We start from the raw sequence: 15,587 nt of genomic DNA on the forward strand, positions 1-15,587 counted from the left end.
CTTCGCAGAGGGGCGCCGCGCATGGCTTAGCGCCCTGACAAGGCAGGTACAGCACTGTGCTGCACGGCTGCCAGCAAGGCCGCGGCATTGGCGCCACGGCATTCCACAACCTGTTGCGCACCCAGCTCGCGCGCCTGTTGGGCGACACGGGGGCTGGGCACGAATAACGGCATTCGTGACAGACGAGGCCAATCGACGCCCGCCAGTCGGTGCAAATGTTCAAGACCTTGCCCACTGCTGACCACCAGGCCATTGAGGCGTTCCCCGTCGACCCGTTCGGCCAGCACACCGGGGCCGTAGGCCGGCAGGCTACGGCGATACAGTTCCAGATAATCGACCCTAGCACCTTGCTCGGCAAGACGCTCGGCCAGCAGTTCGCGACCTCCCACCCCGCGTACGATCAACACCTGCGGCCGGTCCTGCGCCAGTACCTGAGCCAGCGCCGGCAATGCCAGCAGCGCTTCGCTGTCGTCGCCATCGCTCGGCCAACTGACCTGCAACCCATGGGACTGTAGGACGCGCCCGGTCGCTTCGCCCACGGTAAACCAGGCCTGGATGGGCGCTTGCAGCCCAGCGCTGCGCAGATGCTGCAGCAGCAGTCGCGCTGCCGGCTTGCTGACCACGACGAACGCGCGATAGTCGTGCAGCCTGCCCAGACAATCCCGTTGCGCGGCGGCCAGGGCCACCGGCTCGATGTCGAGCAACGGCAGGCTGCTGCAAAAGATGTCGGCCGCACGCAGGTGATCGGCCATCGCCTGGCTGTCTTCGCGCGAGCGCGTCAGCAGCAGACGCCAGCCGCTCAAGGTTGGCCGGCCTCACCGTAAACGGCCTTGAGGATGTCACCGGCACCTTGGGCCAGCAGTGCCTCGGCCACCTGCACCCCCAGCGCTTCGGCATCGGCGCGCGGCGCGTGGGCCTGGGCGGTGAGCAACTGCCCGCCATCGGGCTGGCCGACCAACCCGCGCAACCACAGTCGATCGCCTTCGAGCACGGCATAAGAGGCGATCGGCACCTGGCAGCCGCCATTGAGGCGCTTGTTCAAGGCGCGCTCGGCGATGACCCGGTCGGCCGTGTCGGTGTGGTCGAGCGCCGCCAGCAAGGCATGGATTTCGGTGTCTTCGCTGCGGCACTCGATACCCACCGCGCCCTGGCCACCGGCCGGCAGGCTGTCTTCGACGCTGATGGTGGAGGTGATGCGGCTTTCGAAGCCCAGGCGGATCAAGCCCGCCGCCGCCAGGATGATGGCGTCGTATTCGCCGGCATCGAGTTTGGCCAGGCGTGTATTGACGTTGCCGCGCAGGAAATGGATGTGCAGGTCGGGGCGACGTGCCAACAACTGGGCCTGGCGCCGCAGGCTGGACGTACCGACCACGCTGCCGGCCGGCAAGGCATCCAGACTGTCGAAACGGTTGGAAACGAAAGCGTCGCGTGGGTCTTCGCGCTCGCAGATGCAGAACAGGCCCAGGCCCTCGGGGAAATCCATCGGCACGTCCTTCATGGAGTGGACGGCGATGTCTGCCTGGTTTTCCAGCAACGCTGTTTCCAACTCCTTGACGAACAAGCCCTTGCCGCCAATCTTCGCCAGCGGCGCGTCGAGCAGCTTGTCGCCCTTGCTGACCATGGGCACCAGGGACACGTGCAACCCGGGGTAGGCCTGCTCCAGACGCGCCTTCACATACTCGGCCTGCCAAAGGGCAAGCGCGCTCTTACGGGTGGCAATGCGGATTTCGCGAATAGACATGGAGCACACCGAAGCAAAGGAAATGCTGCCGATGATAGCAAATCACCTGACTGGGCCAGCAGACCCAGGTCATGGCACGCCTTCCTTGGCGCATGAGGGGCCCTAGGCTGCGACCGTCAGAGCTGCGGCATGATCTTGCGCACGCCGGCGACATGCCGTCGGCTGACGGTCAGTGCATCGCCATCCAGGCCATTGAGGTAAAGCTGGAAATGGCCGAGCGGCGTGCGTTGCAGCCGTTCGATACGCTCGCGCGACACCAGCGCATTGCGATGGATGCGTACGAAACGGTCGCCGAATTCGTCTTCCAACGCCTTGAGCGGCTCGTCCAGCAGCACTTCGCCGCCTTCATGGCGCAAGGTCACGTATTTGTGGTCGGCGATGAAATAGACCACTTGCGCCAGCGGAATCAGCTCGATGCCTTTGCGGGTGCGCGCGCTGATGTGGCTGCGCGGACCGCCGCCCGCTTCGTTGGCCGGGCGGGTCAGCGCGGCCAACTGCGTGCGGTTCGGCCGTTCGGCCTTGCGCAGGGCGTCACGCAGTGCGGCCAATTCGACGGGCTTGGTGACATAGCTCAAACCACTGTCGGAAAACGCCTCGCTGCCGTATTCGTCATCGCCTGTGCAGAACACCACCGCGGGCGGTGCTTCGCGCTCGCACAGGCGCGCCGCCACTTGCAGGCCGTCGAGCCCTTTCATGCCGATGTCGAGCAGTACGACGTCAGGCTTGAGACTGTCTATGAGCGCCAGGGCCTCTTCGCCATTCGTGGCGCTCGGCTCCAGCACGGAATAACCCTCTAATTCACCTAACAACCGATTGAGACGGTCGCGGGATTGGGATTCATCATCAACGATCAGGACATTCATGATTACGCTGGATTCCTGAGTGAGTCTCGCACGGGCGGTGGCGTAGACAGGTGGCGGTGGACCGCCACCGTAATCACGCTCTAGACCGATGCAATGGCCAAAGATTCAGTGGCCGGACAGTTTCTGCCGAGCCTCTGTGCAACTGTAGACGCTCCCTGGAACGCTGCCGTTCAATCCATGAATCGATCGTTGTGAAGTCGGTCCCTATAAATGCCGATCATTGTTCGCCCCCGGCGTCCTGCGACAGGTCGGATAACCCCTGATATCATCGGCGGCACTTTTCTTCACGCCTGCAATGAGTGAATCCATGACCATCGACAAGACCAATCAGTCGTGGGGCGGCCGCTTCAGCGAGCCGGTCGACGCCTTCGTCGCCCGCTTCACCGCCTCGGTCGACTTCGACAAGCGCCTGTACCGCCACGACATCATGGGTTCAATCGCCCACGCCAGCATGCTGGCGCAAGTCGGCGTGCTGACCGACGCCGAACGCGACACCATCGTCGACGGCCTGCAGACCATCCAGGGCGAAATCGAGGCCGGCGAGTTCGACTGGCGCGTCGACCTCGAAGACGTGCACATGAACATCGAAGCGCGCCTGACCGACCGTATCGGCATCACCGGCAAGAAGCTGCACACCGGACGCAGCCGCAACGACCAGGTCGCCACCGACATCCGTCTGTGGCTGCGTGACGAAATCGACCTGATCCTGGCGGAAATCACCCGCCTGCAACAGGGTCTGCTGGAGCAGGCCGAACGCGAAGCCGACACCATCATGCCGGGCTTCACCCACCTGCAAACCGCGCAACCGGTGACGTTCGGCCATCACCTGCTGGCCTGGTTCGAAATGCTCAGCCGCGACTACGAGCGCCTGGTCGACTGCCGCAAGCGTACCAACCGCATGCCGCTGGGCAGCGCCGCGCTGGCCGGCACCACCTACCCCATCGATCGCAACCTGACCTGCTCGCTGCTGGGCTTCGAAGCGGTGTCGGGCAACTCCCTCGACGGCGTTTCGGATCGCGACTTCGCCATCGAATTCTGCGCGGCGGCCAGCCTGGCGATGATGCACCTGTCGCGCTTCTCCGAAGAATTGGTGCTGTGGACCAGCGCGCAATTCCAGTTCATCGAACTGCCCGACCGTTTCTGCACCGGCAGCTCGATCATGCCGCAGAAGAAGAACCCCGACGTGCCGGAGCTGGTGCGCGGCAAGAGCGGCCGCGTGTTCGGCGCCCTGACCGGCCTGTTGACCCTGATGAAAGGCCAGCCGCTGGCCTACAACAAGGACAACCAGGAAGACAAGGAACCGCTGTTCGACGCCGCCGACACCCTGCGCGACTCGCTGCGCGCCTTCGCCGACATGATCCCGGCGATCAAGCCGCGCCATGCCATCATGCGCGAGGCGGCGCTGCGCGGTTTCTCCACCGCCACGGACCTGGCCGATTACCTGGTGCGCCGCGGCCTGCCGTTCCGCGACTGCCACGAGATCGTCGGCCATGCGGTCAAGTACGGTGTCGACAGCGGCAAGGACCTGGCCGAGATGAGCCTCGACGAACTGCGCCAGTTCAGCGACCAGATCGAGCAGGACGTGTTCGCGGTCCTGACCCTGGAAGGGTCGGTCAATGCCCGTGACCACATCGGCGGTACCGCACCTGCGCAGGTGCGCGCCGCCGCCGCACGTGGCCGCGAGCTGCTGGCAGCGCGTTGAAGCCCGGGGGCGCCAGCGCCCCCGCCCTCGCAACGCTTGCGCGGTGCGTCACTTCTTGTTGCGCATCATCTCCAGGAACCCGGGCATGGCGGCGTCCTTGTCGGCCTGGATCTTCGCCATGTGCGGGTGTTCGCCCAGTTTCGCGAGCAGAGTGGCGATTTTCGGGAAATCGGCCAGCAGGTCGAGGTTCAGCACCTTCTTCGCGGTCGCGACCGCAAGGTCCACGGAAAACGCGAACATCACGTCGGCCAGGGTCAGTTGTTCGCCTGCCAGATACGGGGCGAACTTGCCATTGCGCTCGACCGTGGAGAAGCCCGCGAGCAGTTCGCTACGGGCTTTTTCCTTCACCAGCGGCTCCACCGGCTTGCCGAAGAAGGATTCGGCGTAGCAGGTCCGTGCCGGCAGCTCGATGTACAGCTCCACCTCTTTCATCAATTCGTGCACTTTCGCCTGGGCGAAGGGATCGCTCGGCAGCAGCGGCGTGCCGTTCTGGGTGCGTTCGATGTAGTCGAGGATCGCGCTGGTCTCGCTGAGCAGCCCGTGCTCGGTCTCCAGCGCCGGCACCTTGCCGCGTGGGCTCACCGACAGCGCCTGGGACGTCTGCCCCGGAAAGAACTGCACTTCCTCGAAGGGCACGCCCTTCTCCAGCAATGCCAGCTTGACCATGTTGTAGTAGTTGCTTACCGGAAAACCATGCAGCTTGAGCATTGGAACAGCCTCCAGGCCGTGTGGGGTTGGATCGGGGGTTTATAGCCCGCCGCCGTGGCGCTGACCAGCGTCATGCCTGCGGTCGATGGGCGGACATTGCCAGGACAGGCATGGCAGACTGTGCCTTCACCTTTGAGGAGCACCGCCATGAACCAGTCCGACGACTTCGACAACGACGACGACCCATCCTCCGCACAGGACGCGCTGATCGAAGTCATCGAAAACCAGATCGCCAGCGGCGAACCGCCGGCGACCAAGGCCACGTTGAACAAGTTGACCCTCGTCGGTGTGCCGCGCGAAGACAGCCTCATGCTGATGGCCATGGTGCTGGCCTTCGAGATCGAGAACATGCTCGCCGACGACCGCCCATTCGACACCGCCTGGTATGAGCAGGCCCTGCGCGCACTGCCCGAACTGCCCCCGGAACTGGCCGCTGCGATGGATCAAGGCGACGACGAATAACTGTGACTACACTCCAGGCTCAGGCGCCGCCCAACCGTAGGCGGCGCCGCTCTCCACCCTCGGAAGTCTGGAGTCGCCATGTCCTTTACCCCTGACCTGATCGCTGAACTCGAAGTCCTCGCCCTGTTCAACCTCGATAGCACTCAAGAAGGCATCAAAGTTCACAGCAACGCGTCCCCCGATCTGATCGGCGCAGCCCAGCGCCTGCATGACAAGCAACTGCTCAGTCAGCCCGATGGCGGTTATCTGACCAGTCTTGGCATCGACGCCGCGCAAAGCGCGCAGCAACTGCTGACCATCCTGGGCGTGGCGCAGCCGGCCTGACGGGCCACTCTGCAAAACGGGCCAAGCCGGCCAACAGCGGCCTGGCCCGTATCGATGTAAAAATGACGCCAATTTTTCATCAGACCCTTATTCCCACCTGCCACTCAGGCTAAACTCGCGCAGCCCCCGCCGCCGAGTGCGCAATGAATCATCGCCACGAGATTCGCCCAGACCTTGCCCAAGGCATCGACCGCAAGGTGCTGGCTACTCTGCGCGCACGCTTCCTACAGCTCAGTCAGGGACGCCTGTGGCGTGCCCGCGAGGGCTTGTCGAGCCGCCAGCAGCAGGTGTTGACCCTGCTGCCGCTCCTGCTGCACATCAACCATCCAGGGTTGCCCGGCTACGTGTCGGGCACCACACCCGCAGGCATCGCCGGCTTCGAGCCGGACCTCGGCGCCTTGGTCGAGGCCCAGCGCCTGACCCGCGCCTTCACATACAGGCCGCAGCGCGACGATGCCCCTCGCCCACTTCTAGGCCTTTACCTGATCGGCAGCCTCGGCACCCTGGCGCAAGCCGAGCAAAGCGACATGGACGTATGGGTGTGTCACCGCACCGACCTCGATGGCGGCGCGCTGGCTGAGCTGAGGCGCAAATGCCAGGCGCTGGAAGACTGGGCCGCGACCCAAGGCGCCGACGCCCACCTGTTTCTGATCGACAGCGCCGGCTTTGCCCGTGGCGAGCGCACGGGCACGTTGAGCTCCGACGATTGCGGCCATACCCAGCACTATCTGTTGCTCGACGAGTTCTACCGCACGGCCATCTGGCTGGCCGGGCAGACACCTGTATGGTGGCTGGTACCGGTGTACGAGGAGGACCGCTACCAGGCCTACGTCCAGGCACTGCTCGACAAGCGCTTCATCCATCCCCACGAACATTTCGACTTGGGCCACCTGGCACGGATTCCACCCAAGGAGTTCGTCGGCGCCGGGCTCTGGCAGCTCTACAAAGGCCTCGAATCGCCATACAAGTCATTGCTCAAACTGCTCCTGACCGAAGCCTATGCCAGCGACCATCCCGCCTTGCGCTGCCTGAGCCTGGACTTCAAGGCCGCGGTGCACGCCAACCGTCTCGACCTGGACGAGCTCGACCCCTACGTGATGGTGTACAGGCGCATCGAGCACTACCTGCTGCGACGTGGCGAAACCCGGCGTCTGGAACTGGTGCGGCGCAGCCTTTACTTCAAGGTCAACCAGAAGCTCGGCAGCGCCGAACAGGGCCGCAGCGGCTGGCAGCGCAGCCTGCTGCGGCGCCTGACCGAACAATGGGGCTGGGACGAGCGCACACTACGGCTGCTCGACAGCCGCAGCCAGTGGAAGGTCGGCCAGGTCCTGCAATCGCGCCGCGAACTGGTGATGGAGCTGAACCATGCGTACCGCTTTCTGGCCCGCTATGCCCGCGACAGCACGGCCGACAGCCATGCCGAACAACGTGACCTGGATGTGCTGGGGCGCCGCCTGTACGCCGCCTTCGAACGCCGCGCCGGCAAGATCGAAGTCATCAACCCCGGCATCGCGCCGGACCTGGCCGAAGACGCCCTGACCCTGGCGCATTCGCCCGATCGACAAGCGCCCGGCAGCCATCACTGGACGCTGTATCCCGGCAACCTAACGGTACATGCATGGCCCGCCGCCACACCGATCAAACGCAACCACGAGCTGGTCGAACTGCTCACCTGGGCTCACCGCAACGGCGTGATCGACAGCAGCACACGCCTGACGCTGCACCCTGGCATCAACGATCTGAACGAGCGGACGCTGTCCGATGTATTGGACTGTCTGCGCCAGCATCTACCGCTGCCACTGCCGGCCATCAGCGACACCGATCTGCTACAGCCCAGCGTGGCGAACGAGGTGCTATTGCTGGTCAATGTCGGGGGCGACCCGCTGCATCCAGATCGCGCCTCCCAAGTGCCGATGACGAGCCCGCGACTCGACGCGCTGGACAATGCCGGCGCACTCGAGCAGTGGGTGCTGAGCCTCGATCGGCTCACCCTCAACAGCTGGAACGAAGTGCTGGTGCAGCGCTATGACGGCGTGGGTGCTCTTGCGCAATGCCTGCATGACCTGCACGAGGCGCGCACGCAGGACCGACGGCGGCCGCGTGTGAACGTACGCTGCTTCTGTGATCCACATGCAGAGACCCTCGAACATCGCCTCGCAGCGCTGCTAGACAGCCTCGGGCTCGGGTAGCGGCCCGCACACAGGCGGCCACCGAACGCCCCCCATTGAGTCTCTCATGCTGGCCAGCAGCATACGCAGTGGACGCTATCCTTGTGCCGTTTCCTGCTGCACCTCTGCCGAGCGAAGCCCAATGCTTGCGCCTTCATAGATCCTTGAGGAGCGCTACATGAATTACCAACACTGGATGGGCGACTCGCCCGAAATAGGCTGCTTGCGCATCGATCAACTGATTTTGCCCGGCAGCCACGACTCGGGCATGGACAAAGAGGCAGACAGTTTTACCGTCCCGCAGGAAGTGACCCAGGACGTGCCGTGTATCGAACAGATCCAGAAAGGCGTCCGGGTGCTCGATCTGCGCGTGCGCGCCAACCATGAGTACACGCCGGACGAAATCGGCCGCTACAAGCTCTACCACGCCAACCCTTCAGGGCGCACGGTGCTCGGCGATGTGATCAACCGCCTCAACCATTTTTACGACGACGTCGCCAACCAACGGGAAATCGTCATCCTCGATTTCCACGAACTGGACCACTTCAGCGACAGCGAACACACCTGGCTGCAGGACATGCTGCGAAAGTACATGGGTCAACGCCTGATCCCGTATGCGTTGCACGACCTCACGCTGGACCAACTATGGCGCGAGCACCCTGGAAAAACCGTGGTCATCGCCTATCACCACGCCAAACGCGGTGAGCATTGGCCAGGTGTGGAGCAAGTGTGGATGGGCGAAAACACGCCTTCCACCGACGAGCTCAAGGCATTCATGGACAAGGCGGCGAGCGAAAGTCGCAGTGGCAAGCTCTGGTCGATCCAATGCGCCAAGTACAACAAGGTCGTGTTTACCCCTGACGACTTCAGCGACAAGGTCGACCTGTGGTTCGAATCCCGAGATCTGGAAAGCTATATCCAGAAATTCGCCATCATCAACACCGATTGGACACTGCGCAGCCGGCTGGTCGACAACTGTGTCCACGCTTGCCGGCTGCGCGCGCGGTCGCTCAGCGGCGGCTAAGCGGTTGGCCGGGGGCGGCCCTTCTACCGGGGCCGCTTACGCCGTCACAGCTCGAAATCGCCCGCCGCTTCCGGCTGGTATTCCACTGCCAGCAGCTTGAGCTTCAAGGTCTTGCCACCAGGTGCCGGCCAGTCGATCTCATCGCCCACCGACAACCCCAGCAACGCTCCGCCGATAGGCGCGAGCACCGACACGTGGTGTTCCTTGCCGGCGTCCTTGGGGTAGGCCAGGGTCAGGTGATAGTCCTTGCCGCTGCCCTGCTCCTGGCAATGCACCCGGGAATTCATGGTCACCACACCCTTCGGCACTTCCCCATGCCCCACCACCTGCTCGGCGCGGTCGAGCTCTTCTTGCAGGGCGAGCACGCCCGGCACGGATTCGTCGAGGCTGTCGATGAGTTGCTCCAGACGCTGTACGTCCAGTCGGGTAAGAATGAGGGAAGGTTTGGTGCTCATGATCCAGTCAGGCTCCTTTGAACGGAAATATCATCCGGCGAATAAAGCAAAACCCCGCCCAAGGGCGGGGTTTGTGGAAGTGTGTGGCGTCGGCGACGCATCGACCGACCCTAACACAGCCGGGCGAATACTCAAGCCCGCGCCTCAGGCTTGACGGCGTGCCTCGGCCTGGCGGCAGATCTCCCGGCGCCGGGCGTCGTCGGCCGAACGCCACTCGCGGATGTGCTCCACCGGCCGCTGGCAGCCAGTGCACACCTTGTGTTCGTCGAGCCGGCAGATGCTGATGCACGGCGACTTCACTGCCGGGCTGACGTTGCTGTAAAGGGGCTTGGGTGGACGGGCGGGCATGCTCATATCAGATCTCGGAGAAGTCCAGTTTCTCGCCGGCCCGCTCGCAGACGATGCGCTCGAGCATCTCGCCCAACAGCTCTTCGCTTTTTTCGCAGGTCCACTTGCCGGTTTCTTCGTCGTAGTCGAAATGGAAACCACCGGAACGGTCGGCCAGCCACAGTTGGCGCAGCGGCTCCTGGCGGCTGAAGATCAGCTGGCTGCCGTTTTCGAACTTCACGGTCAGTACGCCCGCGGAGTTTTCCATGTCCAGGTCCATGTCGCTTTCGTCGAACAGGTCTTCGAGCGCCTGCTGCGTGGCGTCGACCAGATCGTGGAAACGTGCTTCGCTCAAACTCATTGCGGGAACCTCGGAAAGGGCGGCTGACAGGCAAGCCGGGCAAGATACGGACGCTTTGCCGGGAATGCAAAGAATAGCGCCGTTGGCCACGGATCAGGCCGTCAGACCGACGGGCGCTCACATAGGCAAGGTGCCGGGCGCTGGGTATACTCGGGCGCAAATACTGCTTATTTCAAAGGATTTCGCCCATGAAGCGTCTGATTTCCTCCCTCGCGGCGCTGGTCGCGGTGGCCTGCCTCGTTTCGGCCTGCGGTCAGAAAGGTCCTCTGTACCTGCCTGACGACAGCAAAGACGGTCAAGGCAAGCACACGTCGCACCAGCACTAAGGGATTTCCATGGACGCTTTCAACTACCGCGACGGCCAACTGTTCGCGGAAGACGTGGCGCTGTCGGCCATCGCCGAGCGCTTCGGCACGCCGACCTACGTCTATTCGCGTGCGCACATCGAAGCGCAATACCGCAGCTATGTCGATGCCCTGCAAGGCACTTCGCACCTGGTCTGCTATGCGGTCAAGGCCAACTCCAACCTGGGCGTGCTGAACGTTCTGGCACGATTGGGCGCAGGCTTCGACATCGTCTCCGGCGGTGAGCTGGAGCGGGTGCTGGCCGCCGGCGGGCGCGCCGACCGCGTGGTGTTCTCCGGCGTCGGCAAGACCCGCGACGACATGCGCCGCGCCCTGGAAGTGGGCGTGCACTGCTTCAACGTGGAGTCGGCCGACGAGCTCGAGCGCCTGCAAGTGGTCGCCGCCGAACTCGGCAAGCAGGCGCCGGTGTCGCTGCGCGTCAACCCCGACGTCGACGCTGGTACCCACCCGTACATTTCCACCGGCCTCAAGGAAAACAAGTTCGGCATCGCCATCGGCGATGCCGAAGCGCTGTACGTGCGTGCGGCGCAGTTGCCGAACCTGGAAGTGGTCGGCGTCGACTGCCACATCGGCTCGCAGCTGACCACGCTGGAACCCTTCCTCGACGCGGTCGACCGCTTGCTGATGCTGATCGACCGCCTGGGCGAGTGCGGCATCCACCTGCGCCACCTCGACCTCGGCGGCGGCGTCGGCGTGCGCTACCGCGACGAGCAGCCGCCGCTGGTGGCCGACTACATCCAAGCGGTGCGCGAGCGCGTCGGCGCGCGCGACCTGGCCCTGGTGTTCGAGCCGGGCCGCTACATCGTGGCCAACGCCGGCGTACTGCTGACCCGCGTGGAATACCTCAAGCACACCGAGCACAAGGACTTCGCCATCATCGACGCGGCGATGAACGATCTGATCCGCCCGGCCCTGTACCAGGCCTGGATGGACGTCAGCGCCGTCGCTCCGCGTGCGGAGCCGGGCCGCGACTACGACATCGTCGGGCCGATCTGCGAAACCGGCGACTTCCTCGCCAAATCGCGCACCCTGGCCCTGGCCGAAGGCGACCTGCTGGCCGTAGGTTCGGCAGGCGCCTATGGCTTCGTCATGAGCTCGAACTACAACACCCGTGGCCGCTGCGCCGAAGTGCTGGTCGATGGCGACCGGGCCTTCGAAGTGCGCCGCCGTGAAACCATCCCCGAACTGTTCGCCGGCGAAAGCCTGCTGCCGGAGTGAACCCATGCTGCTGCGTTTCACTAAAATGCACGGCCTGGGCAACGACTTCATGGTCCTCGACCTGGTCAGCCAGCACGCGCACATCCAGCCCAAGCATGCCCGGCAATGGGGTGATCGACACACCGGCATCGGCTTCGACCAACTGCTGATCGTCGAGGCGCCGAGCAATCCGGAAGTGGACTTCCGCTACCGGATCTTCAACGCCGACGGCTCCGAGGTCGAACAGTGCGGCAACGGCGCGCGCTGCTTCGCCCGCTTCGTGCTGGACAAGCGCCTGACCGCGAAGAAGCTGATCCGTGTGGAAACCAAAAGCGGCATCATCGAGCTCGACGTACAGCACGACGGCCAGGTGTGCGTCGACATGGGGCCACCGCGCTTCGTGCCGGCCGACATCCCGTTCGTGGCACCGGCCCAGGCGCTGAGCTACCCGCTGGAGATCGACGGCCAGGCGTATCCGATCGCCGCGCTGTCGATGGGCAACCCCCATGCGGTGCTGCGCGTCGAAAACATCGACAACGCGCCGGTGCACAGCCTGGGGCCGAAGATCGAACACCATCCGCAATTCCCGCAACGGGTCAACGCCGGCTTCCTCCAGGTCGTCGACCGCCACCATGCCAACCTGCGGGTCTGGGAACGGGGCGCCGGCGAAACCCAAGCCTGCGGTACGGGCGCCTGCGCCGCCGCCGTAGCGGCGATCAACCAGGGCTGGATGGATTCGCCGGTAAGCCTCGACCTGCCCGGCGGCCGCCTGCACATCGAATGGGCCGGGCCGGGCCTGCCGGTGCGCATGACCGGCCCCGCCGTGCGTGTCTATGAAGGACAGGTTCGCCTCTAACCGAGTAAGCGCCCATGACCGATCAGCCAGTACCCCAGGCCGCCAGCCTCGATACCGAAGCGGTGATCGCCTACCTGCGCGAACACCCGACGTTCTTCGCCGAGCACGACGAACTGCTGCTCGAACAGCATATTCCCCACCAGCGCGGCGACAGCGTGTCGCTGGTGGAGCGCCAGCTCAAGCTGCTGCGCGAGCGCAACATCGAGATGCGTCATCGGCTGTCGCATTTGATGGACGTGGCCCGCGACAACGACCGGCTGTTCGACAAGACTCGCCGCCTGATCCTCGACCTGCTCGACGCGAGTAGCCTGGAAGAAGTGGTGATCGCCGTCGAAGACAGCCTGCGCCAGGACTTCCAGGTGCCCTTCGTCAGCCTGATCCTGTTCAGCGAGCACGCCACGCCCGTGGGTCGCTGGGTCTCCAGCAGCGAAGCGCAGGTGGCCATCGGCGCGCTGATGGGCGGTGGCAAGCCGGTCAGCGGCAACCTGCGCGAGCACGAGCTGGCGTTCCTGTTCGGCGAGCAACAGCGCAAGGACGTCGGCTCCAGCGCCGTCGCTACCCTCGAGCACCAGGGCCTGCATGGGGTACTGGCCATCGGTAGCCGCGACCCCCAGCATTACAAGAGCAGTGTCGGCTCGCTGTTTCTCAGCCACATCGCCGACGTCTTGGGCCGCGTGATCCCGCGCTTCACCCAAACCCTGCGCTCGGTGCGCTGATGAACGCCGAACTGGACGCCTATTGCGCACACCTGCGCAATGAGCGTCAGGTGTCGGAACACACCCGCCTGGCCTACCGACGCGATTTGCACAAGGTGCTCGACTACTGCGCCAAGCACGGCATCGAACGCTGGACCGACCTGCAGTTACAGCAGGTGCGCCAGCTCGTGGCACGGCTGCACCATGACGGACAGTCGTCCGCCAGCCTGGCCCGGCTGTTGTCGGCCATACGCGGGCTGTACCGTTACCTGGTGCGCGAGGGCCTGTGCCAGCACGACCCCGCCGCCGGCCTGTCGCCGCCCAAAGGCGAACGGCGCCTGCCCAAGACGCTGGACACCGACCGTACCGTGCAACTGCTCGACGGCGGCGTCGACGACACCTTCATCGCCCGTCGCGACCAAGCGATCCTCGAACTCTTCTATTCTTCCGGTCTGCGCCTGTCCGAGCTGATCCAGCTGGACCGTGCCCACCTGGACTTGGGCGACGGCCTGGTCCAGGTGCTCGGTAAAGGCAACAAGACGCGCATCCTGCCGGTGGGCCGCAAAGCCCGGGAAGCACTGCACATCTGGCTGAAACTGCGCGGGCTCGGCGCTCCGCTGGACGACGCGCTGTTCATCACCCGCCAGGGTCGACGCCTCAGCCCGCGCGCGGTCCAGATGCGCCTCAAGCTCGCCGGCGAGCGCGAGTTGGGCCAACACCTGCACCCGCACATGCTCCGCCACTCCTTCGCCAGTCACGTACTGGAATCGTCCCAAGACCTGCGCGCCGTACAGGAAATGCTCGGCCACGCCGACATCAGCACCACGCAGATCTACACCCACCTGGACTTCCAGCACCTGGCCTCGGTGTACGACAGCGCCCACCCCCGGGCCAAACGCACGAAAGGCACAGACCCATGAGCATCCAGCTGATCACCTTCGACCTCGACGACACCTTATGGGACACCGCCCCGGTGATCGCCAGCGCCGAAGTCGTCCTGCGCGACTGGCTGCAGGCCAACACGCCCAAACTTGCGGCAATGCCGGTCGAGCACTTGCAAGACGTGCGCGCTCGGCTGGTGCTGGCCGAGCCTGGCCTCAAGCATCGCATCAGCGAGCTGAGGCGGCGGGTGTTGTTCCATGCCCTGGCCGATGCCGGATACGACGAGCAGACCGCCGAAGCACTCGCCGCCGAGGGTTTCGAAACCTTCCTGCACGCACGGCACCAACTGGAGATTTTTCCCGAGGTGCAGCCCATGCTGGAGCTGCTCGGCCAGCGTTACACCTTGGGTGTGGTCACCAACGGCAACGCCGATGTGCGGCGCCTGGGCCTGGCGGATTATTTCGATTTCGCCCTGTGCGCCGAGGACGTCGGCATCGGCAAACCCGACCCGGCGCCCTTTCTCGAGGCCTTGCGCCGTAGCGGCGTGGCCGCTTCGGGCGCGGTGCACGTGGGTGACCACCCTGGTGACGACATCGGTGGGGCGCAGCGCGCCGGGCTCAAGGCGGTATGGTTCAACCCACGGGGTTTGCCCTGGGCAGGGCCGGTCGCGCCGGATGCGCAGATCCAGCGCCTGTCGCAGTTGCCGGACGTGCTTGCGCGCTGGGCCTGACGGGCATAGAGCTGGCAGGCATGAAAAAGCCCGCAGCGACGGCGGGCTTTTCGGGTGCAGCACGGCTCAGATAGGGCGGCTGCCGTACTTGTTGTCCGGCTTCTTGGGCGGATCGGCGACCACGTTGGCCTCGACCTCCTGCACCTTGCCGCCACGGGAAAGAAACTCCTCCATGGCCTTGGCCAGCGCATCGCGCTCTTTCTGCTTGGCTTCGACGCTAGGCAGTTCTTCTACCGTAACGGCTTTGGCCTTGCCTTTGGCAGCCGGTGCGGGGCTGTCGTCGCCGGCCGCGTCTTCTGCGCCATCTTCGGCAGCGGATTCGAGGCCCTCGTCAGCCTCGTCTTCGTCGCCTACTTCGAGTTCGTCGTTTTCCAGATCGTCGTCGCTCATATGTGCCTCATGACTTGCGAAAAGCAGATGTAGTTGGTTTTTTCGCCTGTTGACGCCGTAGACCGGCGATCCACAGAAATAATTCCGCGCAGTGCGGTCCGATTTGCCCGGTCAGCAGCACTTGTTGGGCGCACGGCGCTGAGCGGTGGTTTTTTCGCAAAAGGGGTGTGTTCGTCTCAGATGGCGCATGCGTATCGCCGTGGCGTTCGGGGCTGCTCGAAGCGCCCGCTTCAACGTCCGATGCGCACTGGCCAACACCATTCGCCTGGACCGCGAAATGCACTGTGGCGCGCATTCTAGCGCGCCCGTAGAAAAAGCAAAGCGCTCTGAAGGCACC

At 64.4% G+C, this 15,587-nt stretch carries 18 protein-coding genes and 1 pseudogene; 11 read left to right on the forward strand and 8 right to left on the reverse strand.

The features are described 5' to 3' along the window. Positions 1-26 precede the first annotated feature (26 nt). From B4M43_RS19710 to B4M43_RS19720, 3 genes are all read right to left on the reverse strand, one after another. Complete coding sequence (locus B4M43_RS19710; RefSeq protein WP_296269157.1) at positions 27-803, reverse strand: uroporphyrinogen-III synthase; 777 nt, start codon at positions 801-803, stop codon at positions 27-29. Continuing rightward, positions 800-1,741 carry a hydroxymethylbilane synthase gene (gene hemC / locus B4M43_RS19715; RefSeq protein ID WP_296269158.1) on the reverse strand — a complete coding sequence of 314 codons (942 nt, stop codon included), beginning with the start codon at positions 1,739-1,741 and terminating at the stop codon, positions 800-802. The genes B4M43_RS19710 and hemC overlap by 4 nt, the downstream gene beginning before the upstream one ends. A gap of 116 nt (positions 1,742-1,857) precedes the next feature. Next, positions 1,858-2,604, reverse strand: a complete 747-nt coding sequence (locus B4M43_RS19720) for a LytR/AlgR family response regulator transcription factor (protein WP_296269159.1) — start codon at positions 2,602-2,604, stop codon at positions 1,858-1,860. Between the two features lie 307 nt (positions 2,605-2,911). Here B4M43_RS19720 and argH point away from each other — a divergent pair, with 307 nt between their 5' ends. Further along, on the forward strand, positions 2,912-4,306 hold the full coding sequence (gene argH / locus B4M43_RS19725) for an argininosuccinate lyase (RefSeq protein ID WP_296269160.1): 1,395 nt from the start codon (positions 2,912-2,914) through the stop codon (positions 4,304-4,306). A gap of 48 nt (positions 4,307-4,354) precedes the next feature. Here the strand turns inward: argH and B4M43_RS19730 are convergent, their stop codons facing one another. Continuing rightward, positions 4,355-5,014: a glutathione S-transferase family protein gene (locus B4M43_RS19730; protein WP_296269161.1), complete on the reverse strand. Its 660-nt coding sequence runs from the start codon at positions 5,012-5,014 to the stop codon at positions 4,355-4,357. Positions 5,015-5,161: 147 nt separating this feature from the next. On the opposite strand from B4M43_RS19730, the gene B4M43_RS19735 reads away from it, so the two are divergent. The 4 genes and pseudogenes from B4M43_RS19735 to B4M43_RS19750 all read left to right on the forward strand — a co-directional run bounded on the left by B4M43_RS19735 (position 5,162) and on the right by B4M43_RS19750 (position 8,992). Beyond that, complete coding sequence (locus B4M43_RS19735) at positions 5,162-5,476, forward strand: hypothetical protein (RefSeq protein WP_296269162.1); 315 nt, start codon at positions 5,162-5,164, stop codon at positions 5,474-5,476. A gap of 78 nt (positions 5,477-5,554) precedes the next feature. Further along, entirely contained in the window at positions 5,555-5,800 is a 246-nt protein-coding gene (locus B4M43_RS19740; protein WP_296269163.1) for a TIGR02647 family protein, read from the forward strand. A gap of 143 nt (positions 5,801-5,943) precedes the next feature. Then, a pseudogene (locus B4M43_RS19745) lies at positions 5,944-7,983 on the forward strand (class I adenylate cyclase); the annotation flags it as partial. 163 nt (positions 7,984-8,146) lie between these two features. After that, a complete protein-coding gene (locus tag B4M43_RS19750) occupies positions 8,147-8,992 on the forward strand; it encodes a hypothetical protein (protein WP_296269164.1) in 846 nt (281 codons plus the stop codon). A 44-nt stretch (positions 8,993-9,036) separates the two neighbouring features. Here the strand turns inward: B4M43_RS19750 and rnk are convergent, their stop codons facing one another. The 3 genes from rnk to cyaY form a co-directional block, all read right to left on the reverse strand. Then, entirely contained in the window at positions 9,037-9,447 is a 411-nt protein-coding gene (gene rnk / locus B4M43_RS19755; RefSeq protein ID WP_296269165.1) for a nucleoside diphosphate kinase regulator, read from the reverse strand. Between the two features lie 144 nt (positions 9,448-9,591). After that, positions 9,592-9,801 (reverse strand): DUF1289 domain-containing protein, encoded by a 210-nt coding sequence (locus B4M43_RS19760; protein ID WP_296269166.1) that lies wholly within the window; start codon positions 9,799-9,801, stop codon positions 9,592-9,594. Position 9,802: 1 nt separating this feature from the next. Beyond that, positions 9,803-10,135, reverse strand: a complete 333-nt coding sequence (gene cyaY / locus B4M43_RS19765; RefSeq protein WP_296269167.1) for an iron donor protein CyaY — start codon at positions 10,133-10,135, stop codon at positions 9,803-9,805. Between the two features lie 188 nt (positions 10,136-10,323). Between cyaY and lptM the strand changes: the two genes are divergently transcribed. From lptM to B4M43_RS19795, 6 genes are read left to right on the forward strand one after another with little or no spacing between them, the layout of a single operon-like run. Next, complete coding sequence (gene lptM, locus B4M43_RS19770) at positions 10,324-10,461, forward strand: LPS translocon maturation chaperone LptM (protein ID WP_296269168.1); 138 nt, start codon at positions 10,324-10,326, stop codon at positions 10,459-10,461. A 9-nt stretch (positions 10,462-10,470) separates the two neighbouring features. Then, the gene (gene lysA / locus B4M43_RS19775; protein ID WP_296269169.1) at positions 10,471-11,718 is read left to right on the forward strand and encodes a diaminopimelate decarboxylase; all 1,248 of its coding nucleotides are present in this window, start codon (positions 10,471-10,473) and stop codon (positions 11,716-11,718) included. A 4-nt stretch (positions 11,719-11,722) separates the two neighbouring features. Continuing rightward, positions 11,723-12,553: a diaminopimelate epimerase gene (gene dapF / locus B4M43_RS19780; protein WP_296269170.1), complete on the forward strand. Its 831-nt coding sequence runs from the start codon at positions 11,723-11,725 to the stop codon at positions 12,551-12,553. A gap of 14 nt (positions 12,554-12,567) precedes the next feature. Next, positions 12,568-13,269: a DUF484 family protein gene (locus B4M43_RS19785; protein ID WP_296269171.1), complete on the forward strand. Its 702-nt coding sequence runs from the start codon at positions 12,568-12,570 to the stop codon at positions 13,267-13,269. Continuing rightward, positions 13,269-14,168, forward strand: a complete 900-nt coding sequence (xerC, locus tag B4M43_RS19790; protein ID WP_296269172.1) for a tyrosine recombinase XerC — start codon at positions 13,269-13,271, stop codon at positions 14,166-14,168. Before B4M43_RS19785 ends, xerC begins: the two co-directional genes overlap by 1 nt. Continuing rightward, a complete protein-coding gene (locus tag B4M43_RS19795; RefSeq protein WP_296269173.1) occupies positions 14,165-14,860 on the forward strand; it encodes an HAD family hydrolase in 696 nt (231 codons plus the stop codon). Before xerC ends, B4M43_RS19795 begins: the two co-directional genes overlap by 4 nt. Positions 14,861-14,926: 66 nt before the next feature. Here the strand turns inward: B4M43_RS19795 and sutA are convergent, their stop codons facing one another. Continuing rightward, positions 14,927-15,250 carry a transcriptional regulator SutA gene (sutA, locus tag B4M43_RS19800; protein WP_296269174.1) on the reverse strand — a complete coding sequence of 108 codons (324 nt, stop codon included), beginning with the start codon at positions 15,248-15,250 and terminating at the stop codon, positions 14,927-14,929. Between the last annotated feature and the right edge of the window lie 337 nt (positions 15,251-15,587).

The sequence above is a fragment of the Pseudomonas sp. UBA6562 genome (assembly GCF_002434265.1).
Taxonomy (GTDB): Bacteria; Pseudomonadota; Gammaproteobacteria; order Pseudomonadales; family Pseudomonadaceae; genus Aquipseudomonas.